Origin of the sequence: Paractinoplanes deccanensis, from assembly GCF_016862115.1 — a bacterium.
Lineage (GTDB): Bacteria > Actinomycetota > Actinomycetes > Mycobacteriales > Micromonosporaceae > Actinoplanes > Actinoplanes deccanensis.
This window is the reverse complement of record NZ_BOMI01000028.1, coordinates 41966-60912: the sequence shown is the minus strand read 5'-3', so window position 1 is coordinate 60912 and position 18947 is coordinate 41966. Positions and strand designations below refer to the sequence as shown.

Annotated in this window: 11 protein-coding genes and 1 pseudogene; 6 read left to right on the top strand and 6 right to left on the bottom strand. The window is 73.8% G+C overall.

What is annotated here, in order from left to right; translation table 11 throughout:
* Positions 1-63: 63 nt before the first annotated feature.
* Positions 64-342: a hypothetical protein gene (locus Ade02nite_RS08755; RefSeq protein ID WP_203761038.1), complete on the top strand. Its 279-nt coding sequence runs from the start codon at positions 64-66 to the stop codon at positions 340-342.
* Positions 343-362: 20 nt separating this feature from the next.
* On the opposite strand, the gene Ade02nite_RS08750 is transcribed toward Ade02nite_RS08755, so the two are convergent.
* Entirely contained in the window at positions 363-860 is a 498-nt protein-coding gene (locus Ade02nite_RS08750) for a hypothetical protein (protein WP_203761037.1), read from the bottom strand.
* Positions 861-1321: 461 nt separating this feature from the next.
* On the opposite strand from Ade02nite_RS08750, the gene Ade02nite_RS08745 reads away from it, so the two are divergent.
* From Ade02nite_RS08745 to Ade02nite_RS50705, 3 genes are all read left to right on the top strand, one after another.
* Complete coding sequence (locus Ade02nite_RS08745; protein ID WP_203761036.1) at positions 1322-2755, top strand: gamma-aminobutyraldehyde dehydrogenase; 1434 nt, start codon at positions 1322-1324, stop codon at positions 2753-2755.
* Positions 2756-2886: 131 nt separating this feature from the next.
* Positions 2887-5580, top strand: a complete 2694-nt coding sequence (locus tag Ade02nite_RS50240) for an ATP-binding protein (protein ID WP_203761035.1) — start codon at positions 2887-2889, stop codon at positions 5578-5580.
* Between the two features lie 110 nt (positions 5581-5690).
* On the top strand, positions 5691-6251 hold the full coding sequence (locus tag Ade02nite_RS50705; RefSeq protein WP_369076655.1) for a DUF6518 family protein: 561 nt from the start codon (positions 5691-5693) through the stop codon (positions 6249-6251).
* Here the strand turns inward: Ade02nite_RS50705 and Ade02nite_RS08735 are convergent.
* The 3 genes and pseudogenes from Ade02nite_RS08735 to Ade02nite_RS08725 all read right to left on the bottom strand — a co-directional run.
* Positions 6201-6863: pseudogene (locus tag Ade02nite_RS08735) on the bottom strand (cation efflux transmembrane domain-containing protein); the annotation flags it as partial. The gene Ade02nite_RS50705 and the pseudogene Ade02nite_RS08735 overlap by 51 nt on opposite strands.
* Positions 6863-7192: an ArsR/SmtB family transcription factor gene (locus Ade02nite_RS08730; protein ID WP_203761034.1), complete on the bottom strand. Its 330-nt coding sequence runs from the start codon at positions 7190-7192 to the stop codon at positions 6863-6865. The pseudogene Ade02nite_RS08735 and the gene Ade02nite_RS08730, both read right to left, overlap by 1 nt.
* Before the next feature lie 27 nt (positions 7193-7219).
* On the bottom strand, positions 7220-8089 hold the full coding sequence (locus Ade02nite_RS08725; RefSeq protein WP_203761033.1) for a TIGR03560 family F420-dependent LLM class oxidoreductase: 870 nt from the start codon (positions 8087-8089) through the stop codon (positions 7220-7222).
* A gap of 122 nt (positions 8090-8211) precedes the next feature.
* On the opposite strand from Ade02nite_RS08725, the gene Ade02nite_RS08720 reads away from it, so the two are divergent.
* Together Ade02nite_RS08720 and Ade02nite_RS08715 are read left to right on the top strand one after the other, a co-directional pair.
* Positions 8212-11133 carry an FtsX-like permease family protein gene (locus Ade02nite_RS08720; RefSeq protein WP_203761032.1) on the top strand — a complete coding sequence of 974 codons (2922 nt, stop codon included), beginning with the start codon at positions 8212-8214 and terminating at the stop codon, positions 11131-11133.
* The gene (locus Ade02nite_RS08715; RefSeq protein ID WP_203761031.1) at positions 11130-14075 is read left to right on the top strand and encodes an ABC transporter permease; all 2946 of its coding nucleotides are present in this window, start codon (positions 11130-11132) and stop codon (positions 14073-14075) included. Before Ade02nite_RS08720 ends, Ade02nite_RS08715 begins: the two co-directional genes overlap by 4 nt.
* A 2139-nt stretch (positions 14076-16214) precedes the next feature.
* Here Ade02nite_RS08715 and Ade02nite_RS08710 read toward each other — a convergent pair.
* The gene (locus tag Ade02nite_RS08710; RefSeq protein ID WP_239168640.1) at positions 16215-17336 is read right to left on the bottom strand and encodes a P1 family peptidase; all 1122 of its coding nucleotides are present in this window, start codon (positions 17334-17336) and stop codon (positions 16215-16217) included.
* Positions 17337-17342: 6 nt separating this feature from the next.
* Entirely contained in the window at positions 17343-18929 is a 1587-nt protein-coding gene (locus tag Ade02nite_RS08705; RefSeq protein WP_203761030.1) for a methyl-accepting chemotaxis protein, read from the bottom strand.
* Between the last annotated feature and the right edge of the window lie 18 nt (positions 18930-18947).

Here is an 18947-nt window from a genome sequence, read left to right as displayed (position 1 = left end):
ATCACCTGCCGGCAGCCGCCGTTGGCAAGATTGACGCCACAGCCCGTAGCGAGGAGCGGCGACATGAGCGAAGCGGACGGCCGGGGCGTCAAGAAGACCAGCAAGACCGAGGAGCTGGTGATCCGCGGCGCGATCGAGATCCACGCCCAGACGCTCGGCGGCCTGACGGCGATGGCGACCGGCCCGGCAGCACCGATCACCCACCCGACGGCCACCAGGCTGGCGCGCCAGCTGCTCAAAGACGCCCGCGCCCGCGAGCGCGCCGAGGAAGAGGCGATGAGCTGGGACGAGTTCCACGACAAGCAGGACAAGGAGAGAAAACTCGGCATGCTGGGGTGCTGAGCAACGCCGCTCTCGCCCTCTCACGGCAGCGGAAGCTCAACCTCGACGGGATCGCCGCCGTGCGGCGCGAACCGCAACGTCAGCCTGCTCGCCTGTGCGGACGGCACCGGCAGGTAGCTCCACCGAGCCTCGAACTCGCTACCGTGGCCCCCGGCCCGGCCGGAGTGCCGCCGGTAAACGGTGCCGAGGTCGTCGGAGATCGCCATGGGGATCGCGCCGATCTCTTCCGCCGGCCACGAAGGCGGTTCGCCGCGCCCCTTGTCGTGCTCCCAACGCCGGTAGAGCTGCCGGAAGGCGCTGAGCGCGGCATCACGGGCAGCGCCCCGCGCGGCGTCGAGAGTGACCTCGACGTGGTTGGCCACCGCGACGCCGACCAGTTCAACGGGAACGCCGGACACCTCTCCGGCTTCGACCGGACCCTGGAGCGGCAGTGCGACCCGCGGAATCTGCCGGACCGTGACCAGGTAGACGTGATCGTCCCCGGCGTACTCGACCTGGACGACGCCGTCGTCCAGCATCTCCGTACTTCGTCCGCGCACCGGCTGCCCCGGCGCTCCGAACAGGAAGTTGACGACGTCGCGGAGAGAGGTCACCTCGACGACCGTACCGTTGGTTGCTGAGCCGGCATCGAGCCTTAAGCCTCCTCGTCCTGCGCCACGGCGGCCCGGAGCCGGCGGGCCTGCGCCCCGCGATACATCCGCAGGACACTCTCCAGGGTGTCACGCACATGCGGGTCCGGGTGGTCGGCCAGATACGCCAGTTCCCCGGCACCCGCCCGCCGTTGTGCCCGTGACTGCGCGCCGCTATCCCCGAGCGTTCGATGCCCCGGGCCGCCTGCGCCGTGGTGATGTGCACGAACTCCGCCATGGTCGCCGAATCGTGCTCGGCGCACGGAACGAGTCGCCGCACCCTCTTGTCAGCTACGGAATCAGTGGGAAGATGACTGCCAAACAGTGGAGATCCTGCGTCTGGAGACCGTGTGACCGCCAAGACCGTGCTGCACAACTTCATCGGTGGCGCCCCGGCCGCGCCCGCCGAGGGCCGATACGAGGACCTCATCGATCCGGCGACCGGCGAGGTGTTCGCGTCCGCTCCCGTGTCCGGCAAGCCGGACGTCGACCGGGCGATGGAGGCGGCGAGCAAAGCGTTCGAGACGTGGCGCAACACCACGCCGAGCGAGCGCCAGCAGGCCCTGCTCAAGTTCGCCGACGCCGTCGAGCGGCGGGCCGACGAGCTGGTCCGGGCCGAGTCGCAGAACACGGGCAAGCCGCTGGGCCTCACCGCCAGCGAGGAGCTGCCGCCGGCGGTCGACCAGATCCGCTTCTTCGCCGGCGCCGCCCGGCTGCTCGAGGGACGGTCCGCCGGGCAATACCTCAACGGCTACGAGAGCTACGTGCGCCGCGAGCCGATCGGCGTCTGCGCGCAGGTCACGCCGTGGAACTACCCGCTCATGATGGCCGTCTGGAAGATCGCCCCCGCGCTCGCCGCCGGCAACACGGTCGTGCTCAAGCCGTCCGACACCACGCCGGTCACCACCGTCATGCTCGCCGAGATCGCCGCCGAGTTCCTGCCCGAGGGCGCGTTCAACGTCGTCGTCGGCGACCGGGACACCGGCCGCGACCTGGTCACCCACAAGACCCCGCAGATGGTGTCGATCACCGGGTCGGTCCGGGCCGGCATGGAGGTCGCCTCCGCCGCCTCCGCCGACCTCAAGCGCACCCACCTCGAGCTGGGGGGCAAGGCCCCGGTCGTGGTCTTCGACGACGCCGACGTCGAGGCCGCCGCCGCCGCGATCGCCGAGGCCGGCTACTTCAACGCCGGCCAGGACTGCACGGCCGCCACGCGGGTGCTCGCCGGCCCGCGCGTGCACGAGGACTTCGTCGCCGCCCTGGCCGAGGCCGCGAAGGGCACCAAGACCGGCGCCGCCGACGACGAGGACGTGCTCTACGGCCCGCTCAACAACTCACGCCAGTTCGACCGGGTCGCCGGCTTCGTCGACCGCCTGCCCGACCACGCCCGCCTCGACGCCGGCGGCGCCCGGGTCGGCGACCGCGGCTACTTCTACTCGCCCACCGTCGTCTCCGGCCTGCGCCAGACCGACGAGATCATCCAGGACGAGGTCTTCGGCCCGGTCATCACCGTCCAGCGGTTCACCGACGAGGACGAGGCGGTCCGCTGGGCCAACGGCGTCGAGTACGGCCTGGCCTCTTCGGTCTGGACCCGCGACCACGGCCGCGCCATGCGCATGACGCAGCGCCTCGACTTCGGCTGCGTCTGGGTCAACTGCCACATCCCGCTGGTCGCCGAGATGCCCCACGGCGGCTTCAAGCACAGCGGCCACGGCAAGGACCTGTCGGTCTACGGCCTCGAGGACTACACCCGCATCAAGCACGTCATGCATTCCCTCGGCTAAAGGCTTTTCCGATACGCCTTTCCGCACAGCCCCCGCGTCCCGCGGCGAGCCAGGCGCCTGGTCACGGCCATAGCGCCCCTTTCGCGCGGGGCGCGGGGTTGCGCTTCACCGCACCCCGCTAGCTTGACATCATGATCGCGACTCCCTCCCCGTCCGGCCTCGTGAACCGCACCGACGAGAGGGCACGTCTCACCACGATCATCGAGCGGGCCCCGTCCGGCGGCACCGCCCTGCTGGTCGAGGGCGATGCCGGCATCGGCAAGACCGCGCTGGCGCGCGTCACCGAGGCCCATGCGCGCCGGCTCGGCTTCCGGGTGCTCACCGCCCGCGGAGTTCAGGGCACGGCGCCCGCCGGCTTCGGCGCTCTGCACGAGATGCTGCACCCGATCCTCGACGGGGCCGCCTCGCTGCCGCCGCGGCAGCGTTCCGCGCTCCTGGTGGCCTTCGGGGCCGAGGACGGCCCGTCCGCCGACCGTATGCTGATCAGCCTGGCGACCCTGAGCCTGCTCGAGGAGAGCGCCGCCGGCCGCCCGCTGCTGGTGATCGTCGAGGATCTGCACTGGCTGGACCGTTCGAGCGCCGAGGTGGTCGCGTTCCTCGCCCGCCGGCTGCGCCCGGCGCCGGTCGTCCTGCTGGCGCTGACCCGCACCGGCGGATACCCCGACGACTGGAGTGGGTCGTTCCCCGAGGTCCTGCCGCTGGCGCCGCTCTCCGCCGAGCATTCCGCGGAGCTGCTCGACCGGGTGGCCCCCGGTCTCGGCCCGCGGTCGCGGCAGCGGGTTCTCGGTGCCTGCGCCGGCAACCCGCTCGCCCTGCGGGAGCTGCCCGCGGCGCTGCGCGACCACGACCTGCGCGGCTCCGGCCGGCTGCCGCTGACGGAGCGGCTGGAGCGGGCCTTCCTGTCCGAGGTGGCCCGGCTTCCCGAGGGCGCCCGGCGCGTCCTGGGCCTGGCCGCGGCCGGCGAGGACGCGACCGTGGAGGAGCTCGTGGCAGCGATGGGCGTGCTCGGCCTCGACCGCGCCGACCTCGACCGGGTCGAGCACACCGGCCTGCTGCGCGTCACGAACGGCCGGCTCGCATTCCGCCACCCGCTGCTCGGCGAGGCGGTGCTGGGCGCGTCCTCCTCGGTGGCCCGCGCCCAGGCCCACCGGGCGCTCGCGCGGGTGTCGGCCGACCCCACCCGGGTGGCGTGGCACCGGGCTTCCGCCACGTACGGCTGGGACGAAGACGTTGCCGTGGCCTTGGACGAGGCCGCGCGGGCCGCGCAACGCCAGGGTGCCCACCACGAGGCGATGGTCGCCTACCGGCGCGCCGCCGAGCTGTCACCCGAGCCGGGCCGGCGCGTGCACCGGCTCGCCGAGGCCGCGGAGGCCGCTCGCCGCGCCGGCCTGACCGCCGAGTCGGCCGCGCTGCTGCGGGAGGCGGCGCCCCTGGCCGAGGCGCCCGCCGTGGTGCGTGCGCTCGCCCGTACCGAATGGCTGTTGAGCATGACCTCGAACGTGCCCGGCCGCGGCGCGCGCGAGCTGGTGTGGCTCGCCGAGTCGGGCTCGGACCGGCCGGTGGAGATCCTGCTCTGGGCCGCTACCAAGGCGTACATCCTGGAGGATCCGCACGACGTCCGCGAGGAGGTGCGCGCCGCCCTGGAACTGGCACCCGCGGCGGAACGCGACGAGCTGCTGCGCCAGATCGGCTTGGCCCTGCTCGACCCGCGTCACGGCCTGAGCGCCCTGCATGCCGAGCTGTCGGCCGTGCTGGCCCGCCTCCTCGACGAGCAGGCGGAGATCGTCAACGTGCTGGCCTTCGCCGCCGAGACCACGCAGGACTTCGCCACGGCCGAGCGCTGCTGGACCGCCGCCGTCGACTTCCACCACGAGTCCGGCCGCCTGAGCGACGAGGCGGTCACCCTCTGCGGCCGCGGCACGATGCGCCTGGCCGCCGGCGCGATCACCGATGGCCTGGCCGACAGCGGGCAGGCCCTGCGCCTGTCCCTCGACTTCGACCTCCCGGTGGTCGGCGCCATCGCGGCGGCCACCGTGGCCCTGGCCCACGCCCTACAGGGCGACAACGCCGGCGCCGCGACGGCTCTCGACCAGGCCCGCCGGCTGCTCGGCGCGGAGTCCTTCGCCCGCGTCCAGGCGATGACGGCCTGGGCCGAGGGCGTGCTCGCCCTCAACGAGGACCGCCCTGCTGACGCCCTCACCGCCCTGGAGGCCACCGCGGTCAACGGCCCCGTCCACCTGTGGGCCGGCACCGACCTGGTCGAGGCCGCCGTCCGCGCCCACAAGCCGGAAGCCGCCCGGCGCTGGCTGGCGCAGGCTGGACAGCCTCCGTTCCCCGACCGCCTCGCCCACACCGTCGAGCGCACCAAGGCCCTGCTCACCCCCGACGCCCGCGCCCACTTCGAGGCCGCCGTCGACCACGGCCGGCGCGCCGGTGTCCCCCTCGACCTGGGCCGCACCCGCCTCGCCTACGGCGAATGGCTCCACCGCACCCACGCCCGTGCCGAGGCCCACCACCAGCTGACCGAGGCCGCCACTCTGCTCCATGCCGCCGGCGCCACCCGCTGGGCAGCAATCGCCGAGACGAAGATCGGCGTAGCCCACCCCCATCCCGATGGGGGTCACCGCCTCACACCCCAGGAGCTACAGGTGGCGCGGCTGGCCGCCGCAAACCTGACGAACCGAGAGATAGCCGACCGCGTCTACATCGCACCGCAAGCGGTGGCCGACCACCTGACGCGGGCCTTCCGCAAACTCGGTGTCACGGAACGCGCCGGCCTCGCCCCGGCCCTGGACGCCCAGACCGGCCGAGCGGGCTCAGCGTGACATCGCCAGGCGCCGCCGGGTTGTGCGGCGCGCGGCTGCGATGTGGCGTAGTCCTCGCCGGTGCGCGCGGCGTTGCCTGCCGTTGACCGGGTCCGTGATCATGGAGCGTCGTGATCACAGCGGAGGGAGGCCGGGTGCGGCGGGTGGCGGTGACCCTCGCGGGGGCGCTGGCGTTCGGGGTGCTGGCGGCGCTCGTCAAGGGCGACCAGGGCGGTGTTCGCGACACGATCGGCAATCTCAGCACGCCGTGGCTGCTCGCCGGGTTCGTGCCGGGTCTGTTCGCGCGCAGCCTGCCGCGCGGGGCGGTGCTCGGGCTCGCCGCGACGCTGACCGCCCTGCTCGGGTTCTACCTGGTCGTCTCGTTCCCCCTCGATGATCTCTCCGAGGTGTTGCGGCTCAACCGCCGGTGGGTCTTCTCAGGGCTGCTCAGCGGCCCTGTCATGGGCGCGGCCGGCGCCTGGGTGCGGCGCCGCGGCTTTCCCCTGGCACGGGCCGCCGTTGTGGTCACCGGTCTGCTGCTGGTGCTGGAGCCGCTGGTCATCGTCGCAGCACGTGTGGTTCCCGGCTGGCGCACGGTGATCCATTGGACCCTCGAGCCGATCCCGTACGTCGTGGAGGCCGCCGCCGGTGTGGTGGTCCTCGCCGCGGCAGCCCGCCGGCGCCGCCGGTGAGCAGCAGCCGTCCCCGCGCCAGGCCTCCCGGCCCTCCTTGACGGCGACGGCGGCGATGACCAGGGCGGCCACCGGATCGGCCCAGCCCCAGCCGAGCAGCGCGTTCAGGGCCAGGCCGAGGAGCAGCACCCCCGAGAGGTACGTGCACAGCAGCGTCTGCTTCGAGTCGGCCACCGCGGTGCGCGAGCCGAGTTCGCGGCCGGCGCGGCGCTGGGCGTACGACAGCCCGGGCATGACGGCCAGCGACACCGCGGCCAGCACGAGACCCGGTGTGGAGTGGCCCGCCTCGGTGCCGGTGACCAGCGCGCGCACCGACTCCGCCGTGACGTAGGCGGCCAGCGCGAAGAACGAGACCGCGATGACGCGCAGCGCCCGCTTCTCGCGGGCGGCCGGGTCGCGGCCGCTGAACTGCCAGGCCACGGCCGCCGCCGACGAGACCTCGATGACCGAGTCGAGCCCGAAGCCGATCAGCGCCGTGGAGCCGGCCGCCGCCCCCGCGGTGAGGGCCACGGCCGCCTCGGCGATGTTGTAGGTGATGGTCGCCGCGACCAGCAGGCGGACCCGCTTGGTGAGCGCGGCCCGCCGGCTCGGCGTGTTCAGCGGGAGCGCCATCAGCAGCAGCCCCGCTCGGCGGCGTCCGGGCAGACGGCCGGGTCGACGGCGAGCACCAGCCCGAGCAGGTCCCCGAGGGCGTGGCCGATCGCGGGGGAGGCCAGCTCGTACCGGGATCGGCGCCCCTCGGGGACCGCGGCCACCAGCCCGCAGCCGCGCAGGCAGGCGAGGTGGTTGGACAGGTTCTGGCGGGTGACGCCGAGCAGCTCGGCCAGGTCGGCCGGGTAGCCGGGCGCCTCGCGCAGCGCCAGCAGCAGCCGGGCCCGGGTGGGGTCCGACAGGGCGTGGCCGAAGCGGGACAGGGCCTGGCCGTGGGTCAGCGTCGCCATGACCCCGACAGTACAGCGAACGCTGAACTATGAGAACTGCGGGACGACCTCCTCGGCCAGGCGCAGCAGGTGGCTGTGGTCGTAGGCGACCCGCGGGATGTAGAAGAGCACGTAGTCGGCGCCGGCCTCGGCGAGGCGCTCGACGTGGCCGATGGTGTCCTTCGTGGACTGGGTCAGGTCCAGCTCGATGGTGGTCGACTTGCGGATCCGCGAGTAGTCGCGGCCGAGGCGCTCGCAGTGCTCGCGCAGGACGCCGAGCTTGTGCCGCACCAGGGCCGGGTCGCCGGCGCCGACGTTGCAGCCGTCCGCGTACTGCGCCACCAGCTTGAGGGTGACCTTCTCGCCGCCGCCGCCGAGCCAGAACGACGGCTTGCGCCGCGGCTGGTTGATCGGCGCGTCGATCGAGTAGTGCTTGCCCTGGAAGACCGGGCGGTCCTCGGTCCACATCTTGTGAATGATCTCGACGGCCTCGCGGAACTCGGCCATCCGGGTGGGCACGTCCTCCCACCGGTAGCCGTACGCCTTCCACTCGTGCTCGTACCAGCCGGCGCCCAGGCCCGCGTACAGCCGGCCCTTGCTCGCCACGTCGACCGTCGACGCGATCTTGGCGTACAGGGAAGGCTGCCGGTAGCCGTTGCAGCCCACCATCTGGCCGATGTTGACCCGGCTGGTGTCGCGGGCCAGCGTGGACGTGGCGGTCCAGCACTCGAAGGTCGTGTTCATGGTCGGCTCGGGCCACGTGTGCAGGTGGTCGTACAGCCAGATCGAATCCCACGGCCCGGCGTCGGCCACCCGCGCGACGGCGGTCATCGCCTCGTACTGCTCCTCCGGGTCGGCGATCTCGACCAGGTCCATCTTCCAGCCCTGCGGCACGAACACCCCGAAACTCACGCTCATGAGGCCCACCGTAGTGCCTCCGCGTCCGCCCGCCGGGGGTAACGGGTTCGCATCGAGGGTTGGCTTGGCCTCGCCGCCGGACGAGAGTGTCTGAGGATTGCGGTGACGGGGGAGCAGGGCCGATGTACGACGTGAGCTTGGGTGCCGTGCGACGGCGCTCCGGTCAGGCGTTCCTCGTGCTGCTGCTGGCCACGCTGGCGGCCACCGTGGCGTCCGCCGCCTGCTGGTACGGGCTGACGGTCGCCTCCCGCGCCGCGGACACCGACGTCCGCAACGCCCCGGCCGCGCAGCACGTCATCCTCGCCCACCGCGCGGGCGAGGTCGCCGGCGATCCGCGCCGCGCCCTCGACTCGTACGCCGCCACCGTGCGCGGCCTGCTGCGGCTGCCCGAGGGCCGCCCGGTGCTCGGGCTCGCCGCCGACATGACCTACATCTACCGCGACCAGCCGGGCGCCGCCTCCGGCATGCCCGCGGCCTACCGGGACGGGTTCTGCGACCACGTACGCCTCACCGGCACCTGCCCGGCGGCGGCGAACGACGCGGCGATCAGCGCGGACGCCGCCCGCCGGCTGGGCCTGGCACCCGGCGACACGTTCGAGGCCCGGTCGGTGCGGGCCGCCACGCCGGTGCGGTTCCGCGTCACCGGCGTCTACCAGCCGCGCGAGCCGAACGGCCCGTACTGGACCGACCAGCTCTTCCGGTCGCAGGGCTCGCTCGACCCGTTCTTCACCCCGCTCGACACCTTCCGCGCGCCGCAGCTCGACGAGGCCGTCCTGGCCTGGGGTCTCGACGTGCCGGTGCCGCTGCTGCGCGGCGACGGCGGCTACGACCTCAACGGGGTCGTCAACGACGCCCGGCCCAGTTTCGCGGCCGCCCAGATCGACCTGGACGCGCCCACCGGCGAGTTGGTCGACAAGGTGCGCGGGTCGCGGATCGCGGTGGCCGAGGGCGTGCTCGTCGCCGCCGGGCAGGCGCTGCTGCTGGCGTGGTTCGCGATCGGGCTGGCCGGGCGCTTCACCGGGCGGGACAGGCGCGCCGACGCCGGCCTGCTCAAGCTGCGCGGCAGCACCCGGGGCGGCATTCTGCGTCTCGCGGCCGGGCAACATCTCGTCCCGCTGACCGGCGGCGCCGTGCTCGGCTGGCTGGCCGGGCCGCTGGTCGCGTGGCCGGTCGCCGGGGGCCGGCCGGTGCCGGCCGAGTGGTGGATGGCGGCCCTGCTGTCGCTCGCGGCGGTGCTGGCGGTGACGCTGGTGGGGCTTCTCGTGCTGGTCGCGGTGGACGCCATCGCTACCCGCGCGCCGGTGGTGGCGCTGCTGCGCCGGGTGCCTTCGCACCGGCACGACTGGCGCTCCGGTGTCGTCGACGTCGCGCTGGTCGCGCTCGCGGCGGGGGCCGTGTTCCAGGCGCGCAGCGGCGGCAGCGGCTTCGGCGTGGCGGCGCCGGCGATGGTGGCGCTCGCGGTGGGCCTGGTGCTGGCCCGGCTGCTGCGGTGGACCGCCGACCGGGTGGGCGCGGTGGCGCTGCGGGCCGGGCGCCTGCGGCTCGGCCTGGCCGCGGTGCAGATGTCGCGCCAGCCGGGCGCCGACCGCGTCTTCGCGCTGGCGGTCGTGGCGATCGCCATGGTGGGCCTGACCGTGGGCGTCTTCGCGGCGGGGCGCGCGGAGCGGTCGGACCGGGCCGATGCCGAGCTCGGCGCCGCCCGGGTGCTCACCGTGACGGCACAGTCGAGGACCCAGCTCCTGTACGCCGTACGCAGGGCCGACCCGAGCGGGCGGCACGCCATGGCCGCCGTCGTCGACACCGCGAGCAACCCGCCCGTGCTGGCCGTCGACTCGAGCCGGTACGCCGCGGTGGCCACCGGCGGCCGGTCCTACTTCTCGGCGAGCCCGTCGCCGTGGCCGCTGATCACCGGGGACCGGCTGACGGTCCGGGTCGACAGCGAGCGCCGTACGACCACCCTGCTCGGGGCGGTGCTGCAACAGGAGGCGACCGGCGAGGGCGTGAAGGTCGAGTTCCGGGGCATCCGCCGCGGCGCCCAGAGCGTCACCGCCGCCGTGCCCGCCTGCGCGGCCGCCCCCGGCTGCCGCCTGGTCAGCTTCCAGCTCTACACGCCGGCCGGGTCGGACGACGGCTCGCTCACCATCCGCGGCCTCGCCGACTCCGCCCGGACCGTCCTGACCGGAGCGCAGCTCGCCGACGTCACGCGCTGGCGGCCCGACTTCACCGGCGCCGCGCTGCGGGTCCGGGCCGCCGGCGACGGCCTGCGGCTCACCGTCGGCCCGGCCGGCGACGCGGGCACCGAGGTGTACGCGGTGGACACCCCGCTGCCGCTGCCCATCGTGCTGGCCGGCGAGCGCCCGAGCACCTGGCAGTTCGACGACGCGTCGCTCGACCGCTTCGGCGACCCCGCCACCCCCGTGCGCGTCGTCGCCACCACCGGCGTGCTGCCCGTGCTCGGCCGCGCCGGCGTGCTCACCGACCTCGACGCGGCCCGCCGCCTCGCCGGCGCCGGCGACCAGGGCGGCACCTTCCAGGTCTGGCTGACCCGCGACGCGCCCGCCGCGGTGGTCGACGCGATCGGGCTGCCCGTGCTCGCCGACCGCACCGCCGACGGCCGCGCCGAGCAGCTCGCGGGGGAGGGCGGCGTCGTCACCGCGCCGTTCGGTCTCTTCACCGTCGCCGTCGCGCTGCTGGTCGCCGGCACGCTGGTCGCGATCGCCTCGTCGGCCGAGCGCGAGAGCCAGCTCGGCCAGCTGCGGGCGCTGCGCGCCCAGGGTCTTCCGCGGGCCACGGCGCTGGCCATCGGGTACGCCGGGCAGGCCGCCCTCGTCGTCGCCGGCGTGTGCGGCGGCGTCGTGGCCGCGCTCGTGGCCCGCCCGGTAGCCGACGTCACCGCGCCCCCGTTCGCCGACGGCTGGCGCGTCCTGCCGCCACCGGCAGCCCTCGGCCCCGGCCCGCTCGCCGTGGCCGCCGTCGCCGGGCTCGCCGTGCTCGGCGTGACCGCCTGGCTCTCCGCGCGCCGCCTGCGGGGAGGCCTCGCATGATCGCCCTCGTCCTCGCGATGGTCTGGAACCGGCGCGGGCAGGCCCTCGTCATCGCCCTGCTGTCGCTGTTCGGCGTGGCCGCCGCGGTCGCCGCCCCCGCCTACCTGCGCGCCGCCGACCGGGCGGTCGCGGCCGGGCAGGTCGAGACGTCGAGCCCGGCCGAACGGGCGCTCGAGCTGACCACCCGGCTGCTCGACCACCGCGAGGACGCGCCCGGCTCCACCCCCGCCGACGTCGACCTGACCCGCACCGGTGCCACGCTGACCGGCCTGCACGGCTTCGACTACGTCTACTCCGCCGAATACCCCACGCTCGGCATCGAGCCGGACAACCGCAACCGCACCCGGTTCGTCTACCGCCAGGACGCCTGCGCGCACCTGACGATGACGGCCGGCCGCTGCGCGATCGCCGAGGGCGACGTCGTGCTCGGCGAGGAGACCGGCCGCCGGCTGCGCCTCGCTCCCGGCGACTCCATCACGCTGACCTTCGCGGTGCGCCCGGACCCGCGCGCCCCCGACTACGTGCCCGCCGGCACGCCGAAGCAGTTCCTGGTGGCCGGCCTCTACCGCCCGGCCGACCCCACCGCCCTCTACTGGGGCACGCACAACTACTTCGGCCCGGACTCCGGCGACCGGCCCGGCGAGCCGGCCTTCGTCACCAACGCCTCGCTGCGCGCCATGAACCACGGGGCCATGGAGACGAGCCTGGACGCGTACGCCGGTCCCGGCGCCCTCGACGTCGACCGGCTGCCCGCCCTGCGCGCCGGCCTCACCGGGTTGCAGGCCGCGGTCACCGACCTGGGCGCCGGGGTCGAGCTGCGCTCGGGCCTGCCCGGCCTGCTCACCCGCATCGACGAGGGCCGCCGCGCCGCGCACCGCATCGTGCCGGTGCTCGCCGTGGCCCTGGTGCTGCTCGCCTGCCTGACGATCTTCCTGGCGGTCGGCTACGGCACCGAGGGCCGCCGCCCCGAGCTCGCCGTGGTCGCGCTGCGCGGCGCCCGCTGGGGCCAGCGCTGGTGGCTGGCGACCGGCGAGAACGTGGTGTCCATCGTGGCCGGTGCGATCGCCGGCTGCGTCGCCGGGCAGCTGCTGGTCAACGCCTTCGCCGCCTGGCGCTTCCCCGGCGTCGGCGCCGACCCGGGCATCGGCTCGCTGCGCTGGGCCCCCGTCGCCGCCGGGGCGGCCGTCCTGACGGCCCTGCTGGCCGAACGCCGCCAGATCGGCACCCCGGTCGCCGAGCTGCTGCGCCGGGCGCCCGCGGTGCGGGGCAGCGCCCGGGCGGTCGCCGCCGAGGCCGTGGTGGTGCTCCTCGCGGCGGTGGCCACCGTGCAGCTCTCCGCCGACCTGCTCGGCGTCGGCACGTTCGCCGCCGCGCTCATCGTCATCGCAGCCGCGCTGGTCGTCGCTCGCCTGCTGCTGCCGTGGGCGACCGTGCTGGCCCGGCGCGCGCTGCGCGGCGGCCGGCTCGGTGCCGCCCTGGCCGGCTTCCAGCTCTCCCGCCGCCCCGGTGCGGCCCGCCTGTTCGCCCTGCTCACGGCGGCGGTCGCGGTGATCGGCTACGCCTCGGCGGCGGTCGACGTGGCGGCCCGCGGCCGGACCGTGCAGGCCGAGGTCGGCACCGGCGCGTACCGGGTCCTCTCGGTCGCCGCCACGGGCCGGCAGAACCTGCTGCACGCCGTCCGCACGGCCGACCCGTCGGGCGCGTACGCCATGGCGGCCGTGCGGCTCTCCACCGACCCGGGCCGCCCCACGATGCTGGCCGTCGACACCACCCGGCTCGGCACTGTGGCCCTGGGCCCGTCCGTCCCCACCGGAGCGCTGCGCCCCACCGCCGCGCCACCGGTCGAGTTCCGTGGCGATAAGGTCACGCTCGACATCACGGCCGCCGATTTCGCCCCCGGCAAGACGGTCACCCTCACGGTTGTGCTGTCGCCTTCGCACGGCGGCGACGACGAGGTGGTGCCCTTCGGGGTGGTGCGCAACGGCCGGCACACGTACGCCCAGCCGGTGCCCGGCTGCGCCGGCGGCTGCACACTCAACACCCTGCGGCTGGCCGGCGGCCAGGGCACCCTCGACGTGGCCGGCCGGTTGACCGTACACACGCTGAAGTCCCCCGCGTGGCGGGCCGCCGAGGGTGGCACCGCCGCCGCGACCCCCGACGGTCTGAAGATCGAGGTGACAAGCCTGAACGGCCTCCCCTCGGGCCTGTACGTGCAACCCGCCACCGCACCGTGGCCGCTGCCGATCGCCACGGCCGGCCTGACCGCCGTCACAAGCATCAACGGCCTCGACGCCCGCGACATCCCCGTCACGGTGGCCCGCACGCTGCCCGCCATCCCCGGCGGCGGCGCCCCCGCCGTCCTGGCCGACCTGGACTACGCCGACCGCCTGGCCACCGACGGCGCCCGGACGAGCGGCGCCCAGGTGTGGCTCAACGACAAGGCCCCCGCCGACATCATCACCCGCCTGGAAGCCAACGGCCTGGTGGTCACCGGCGACGAACGCACCACCCAGGTCCGCGCCCGCCTCGACAACCAGGGCCCCGCGATAGCGCTGTGGTTCTACGTGATCGTCGCCGTCCTGGCCACCGCCCTGGCCGCGGGCGCCCTGATCCTGTCGGCGTCGGTCGACCGCGCCCGCCGCGTGGAGGACCTGTCGGCCCTGCGAGCGCAAGGCCTGAGCCGCGCCGCCCTGCGCCAGGCCACGCTGTGGACCTACCCCGTCCTGGTAGCGGTCGCCGTCCTCGCCGGCATGGGAATCGCCGCCCTGGGCTGGTGGCTGACCGGCTGGGCGCTGCCGCTGGCCGGCTTGACCCACCCCAACCTGCCGCTGTCGTCGTGGCCCAGCCCCATCGTCTTCACCGTTACCGGAGTCGCCACAGCCGCCGTCTTGGCCACCGTCGCGTGGACAGCGGGCCACCGAACCTTGCGCGAGATCCGCTGACGGCCACACCACCGTGTCTTGACCACGCTCTCCCGCCGGCCGCGACGCGCCCTCATGCCGCCGCCGCATGGTGACGGGATGTGCTGGATCTGCCGAGCCTTCCCCGCGACGTGCCGGTGTTCCGTTGTGAACGCCGTGACCCTGTCCTCCCTCGACGTGCCGGCCTTGCCGTGACGTGGCCGCCTTGCTCCACCCGTCGGCCGCCACCGGAAAGTCCGGCGCCGGACTTCGGCTTGGCCTCTCGTGCCTGTCGACGGCCTGCTCTGCGGGTCTTGCACCCCGCACCGGCCGCGTGAACGGGGTGAGCACGTCGCCTTTCGCCTGGCCGCGTCGTGTCTGGCAGAGCCGCCTCACCCTGCCATGATCTGCGCGGCGAGAAGGGCTGAAGTCCCCCTGCGCTCCCGCATTACGAATTCATCCAAGGCGCACCGCTTCGTTGACAGCCGACCTTCTTGGTAGGCGTGAAGTAACGCTATCAGGCGCGTATTCTCCGCGGCAAGCCGCTTTTTCTGGTTGGCACGCCGATGATTCTTTGGATTGGCATGATCCTTCTTTTGCATGTGATCTCTGCGGTGCGGGAAAATGGTTTATGAGACAGCCCGGACTCTTCTCCAGGTCGCAGATGGCCGCGATGCGCGACCGGACGAAGTCGCGCCGTTATTCCCCGGCGCAGGAGAGGTTCCGGGCCGATCACGAGCGTCGGCGGCGCTGGGGACTCCCTCGTCGTCACGCCGAGAAGCTGTGCCGCGCGCGGGGCTGTTCGTATGAGTGCGGTGCGGTGGGTTTGCACGACCCGGTGGAGCGGGTGCCGCCGCTGATTTGGGGTGAGGAGGCGACTTACACCGAGCGCCCGGCGCCGGCGGCGCAAGCTGATGACGCGCCCGTGGCCCGGATTGGTGAGACGTCGGCGGCGCAAGCTGGCGGCGGGTCCGCGGCCCGGATTGGTGAGGTGTCGGCGGCACAGGCTGATGACGGGTCCGTGGCGTGGGATGGTGAGGGGTCGGCGGCGCATGCTGGTGGCGCGTCCGTGGCCCGGATTGGTGAGACGTCGGCGGCGCAGGCTGATGACGTGCCCGCGGTGCGGATTGATGACGCGTCCGCGGCGCGGGCTGGTGAGGTGACCGCGGAACGCGCCCAGTCGCCGCGCCGACCGGTGGCGCTGCGCTTGGTCGGCGCGGCGGTCAGAGCAGCGGAAACGTTCCCTGCGCAGGGTTCGGCTGCTGTCCAGTCGGCAGCTGGGGTTGAGTCGCGCGTCTCGGCCGGGGCGCCGGTGGAAGCGGAAGCCGTTGAGGGCGAGCCGGCCGAGACGCTGAGGTGGGCAGGCGCACCGGAAATGCAGGTGGCAGCAGCCCGATCTGCGGGAGGCGGCGCCGCGGTGGAGGTTGGTTCCGCCGTGGGCGTCGGCTCTACGGTCGGCGCCGATTCCGTGGGCCAGGGTGTTTTCGCTGTGTTGGTCCACCCGCGGTGCGGGCCGGGTTCACAGGCGGGCTTCAGGCTGTCGAGAGGGCGAGGCTTGCGAACCACGGTGCGCAACCCCGACACCCCTGCGATCCGCCTCGCGCATGCCGGTCCCGCGCCACTGGAGCGATGTCGCCGTCCGTGCGGCTGTGCCATTCGTGCCGGACCAGTGTCCGCCTGGTGTTGCTATCCGTGTCGGGCCGACGTCCGTCCGGCGTTGCCATTCGTGTCGGGTCGTTTAGCCCTGCGGTGTTGCTATTCGTGTCGGGTCGTTTAGCCCTGCGGTGTTGCTATTCGTGTCGGGTCGCTCAGCCCCGCGGCGTTGCCTATTCGGGCCGGGGTCGATGTGCGCGTGGCGTTGCTATTCGTGCCGGGCCGGCGTCCGTGCGGGCGCGGTCGGTGTCATGGCGATTTTCGGCGCCGAAAAGGGGCTCAGATGCGTGGCGCGGTATTGTCACGACGGCCCGCTTAGTGGATGCGTTTAAGGCGGCGGGCCGGCGGTGGGAAAGTCGCGAACGAAAGATTTTGGAAAGCTGCGGTGGTCGCGTCGACGGCTTATTTTCCGCGGTGACCGGGTGAAAGAGACTGATGCGCCGCCTCGACGAGACGAGGGTGGCGGTTGGGGGAGCGGACATGGCCGGGTGGAGGTGCGGCGCGATGAAGAGGCGGGGCGGGCGGCGGTCAAGAGGTGGGTGGGGTGATGGCGCGGCGGATGGCTTCGGCGGTTAGGTCGGCTGCTGCGGCTCGGAGGAGGTCGAGGTTGGCGTCCGTTGTGCCGGTGGCGAGGGCTACCACGGCGTCGCCGTCGTAGCGGGAGTGGGCGGGGTGCAAGGCTCGGGCGTAGCCGGTGTGGCCGCTCTGGGCCAGCAGGAAGCAGTCCGTCTTGGACAGGCGGGCGTCGGTTGCCACGACGGCGATGGTGGTGTTGGTGCCGGCGAAGGGGGAGTGGGGGGTTCGGGGCGGGGCCGTGGGGTGGTTGAGGACCTCGCCGGACGGGGCTATCACGTCGCCCCAGGCGTTGACTACCGCCAGTGCCAGCAGGGAGGCGCCGTCGGCTGTGGCTCGGGCGATGCCTATGCCGCCGGGGGAGAGGCTGCCTCGCCATTTGCCCACCGTGGCGCCGGTGCCTGCGCCGACGCGGCCTGTGGGTATCTCGGCGCCTGCATCGGTCCGGCCCGCCGGTCCGTCGTTGCCTGCGGCGGCGTGGCCTGTAGGGATGTCGGTGCGTGCGGAGGCGTGGCCGGTAGGGATGTCGGTGCGTGCGGAGGCGTGGCCTGTAGGGACGTCGGTGCGTGCGGAGGCGCGGCCGGTAGGGACGTCGGTGCGTGCGGAGGCGCGGCCTGTAGGAATGTCGTTGCCTGCGGAAGCGTGGCTTGCGGGAATGGCGATGCCTGGGGGAGTGTCGGTGCCTGCGCCGACGTGGCCTGTGGGGATGTCGGGGCTGAGGGCGGCGGCCAAGGCCAAGCGCCCGCTCTCGGCGGTCGGGGGTGTGGTGGCGACCGAGGCGTCGAAGATGGACATGCCTATCACGATGGGGACGGGGCCCGCGGGGGTGGCGAAGCCCCGGCCCTGCTCCCACAGTGCCCGGGCCACGCCGTCGCCCGCTGCCAGGCCCAGGGCGGAGCCGCCGGAGAGGACCACGGCGTCGACGCGGTCGACCAGGCGGGTCGGGTCGAGGAGGGCGAACTCGCGGGTGGCCGGCGCGCCGCCTCGTACCTCGCCCGACGCGATCGTGCCCGGGGGCGGGACCACCACCGTGACGCCGGTGCCGTTGCCTGTCCAGTGACCTATGCGCAGATCCACGTGTCCTTAATACCGGAACGTCGACACCAGGCTTGTCAGCTCCGACGACATGCGGGCCAACTCGTTCGTCGCCTGCTGGGACTGCTGCACGCCCTCCGTGGTCAGCCGGGCCGCCTCCGCGACGCCGCCGATGTTCTGGGCGATCTCGTTCGTGCCGGTCGCCGCCTCGGTGACGCTGCGGTTCATCTCGGCCGTCGTGGCCGTCTGCTCCTCCACGGCCGACGCGATCGTCGTCTGGAAGTCGCTGATCCGGGCGATGACGCGGCTGATCTCCTCGATCGCCGTCACCGCGCCGCCCGCGTCGGACTGGATGGCCTCCACCCGGCGGGAGATGTCCTCCGTCGCCCGGGCCGTCTCCTGCGCCAGGTCCTTCACCTCCGCCGCCACCACCGCGAAGCCCTTGCCCATCTCGCCGGCCCGGGCCGCCTCGATCGTCGCGTTCAGGGCCAGCAGGTTGGTCTGCTCGGCGATCGCCGTGATCGTGCGGATCACGTCGCCGATCTCGGACGACGACGCGCCCAGCTGGTTCATCGTGCCCGACGTGCTCGCGGCCAGGCCCACCGCCTCGCCCGCCACCTGCGCCGCCTCGCTCGCGTTCTGGGAGATCTCGCGGATCGCGGCGCCCATCTCGTCGCTGCCCGCGCTGACCGCGTCCACACTGCGCGAGATGTGCTCGGCCGCCGTCGACACCACCTGGGCCTGCACCGACGTCTCCTCCGCCGACGCCGCGATCTGCTCCGCCACGCCGTTCATCTCCTCGCTGGCGCTGGCCAGCTGGAGCGCCGACGAGTCGATCGTCGACACCGTGCCGCGCAGCCGCTGCAGCGCCTCGTCCAGCGCGCGGCCCATCCGCCCCGGCTCGTCGGCCGAGGTGAGGCCGGTGGTGCGGGTCAGGTCGCCGGCGGCGAGACCCTCGCAGACGGCGCGCACCCGGTTGAGCGAGCGCACGATGCCGCGCGCGATGAAGACCCCCAGGCCGAGCGTGAGCAGTCCGCCGGCGACCACCAGGGCGATCGTCTCGATCCGGTTCGCTTTGTACGCCGAGCGCGCGCCCGCGGCCGAACCGGACGCCTCGGCCTGCTCGGCGGCGGCCAGCGCCTCGACGCTGTCGGTGAGGTCGGCGATGAGCGGGGTGATCTCGGTGTCGCGCACGGTCTGCCAGTCCTGGAACGCCTTGCGCTCGCCGTTGACCAGTTGCTTGGTGGTGGCCAGCTCGACGTACGTGGCCCAGAACGCCTCCACGGCCGCCATCTCGTCGGCGGTCGCCGCGGGGCTGCCCTCCCGGTACGCGGCGAGCGCCGCGTCGAAGGTCTTGACGTCGTCCTGGAACTTCGCCGTGTACTTGTCGGTGGTCGCCTCGTCGCGGGAGATCAGCTGGTTGGCCAGGTCGACCCGGGCCACGCCGAGCGCCGCCTCGATCGCGCCGACCTCGGCGACGTTCTCCACGTTCACCTCGTGGATGTCCGTCGCCGCGTCGGCCGCGTCGCCGAGCGCGAACAGCGCGAGCGCGCCGATCACCACCGCCACGACCACACCGATCGCCCCGACGATGACGATCTTCACTTGGACGCTGAGATCGGCGAGGAACGACATGCATCTACCGTACGATTC

What these genes read in the sequence shown, in the direction of transcription:
- Ade02nite_RS08755 (WP_203761038.1), top strand. Translation starts at nt 64, where the DNA reads ATGAGCGAAGCGGACGGCCGGGGCGTCAAGAAGACCAGCAAGACCGAG.
- Ade02nite_RS08750 (WP_203761037.1), bottom strand. Translation starts at nt 860, where the DNA reads ATGCTGGACGACGGCGTCGTCCAGGTCGAGTACGCCGGGGACGATCAC.
- Ade02nite_RS50240 (WP_203761035.1), top strand. Translation starts at nt 2,887, where the DNA reads ATGATCGCGACTCCCTCCCCGTCCGGCCTCGTGAACCGCACCGACGAG.
- Ade02nite_RS08730 (WP_203761034.1), bottom strand. Translation starts at nt 7,192, where the DNA reads ATGGCGACGCTGACCCACGGCCAGGCCCTGTCCCGCTTCGGCCACGCC.
- Ade02nite_RS08725 (WP_203761033.1), bottom strand. Translation starts at nt 8,089, where the DNA reads ATGAGCGTGAGTTTCGGGGTGTTCGTGCCGCAGGGCTGGAAGATGGAC.
- Ade02nite_RS08720 (WP_203761032.1), top strand. Translation starts at nt 8,212, where the DNA reads ATGTACGACGTGAGCTTGGGTGCCGTGCGACGGCGCTCCGGTCAGGCG.
- Ade02nite_RS08715 (WP_203761031.1), top strand. Translation starts at nt 11,130, where the DNA reads ATGATCGCCCTCGTCCTCGCGATGGTCTGGAACCGGCGCGGGCAGGCC.
- Ade02nite_RS08705 (WP_203761030.1), bottom strand. Translation starts at nt 18,929, where the DNA reads ATGTCGTTCCTCGCCGATCTCAGCGTCCAAGTGAAGATCGTCATCGTC.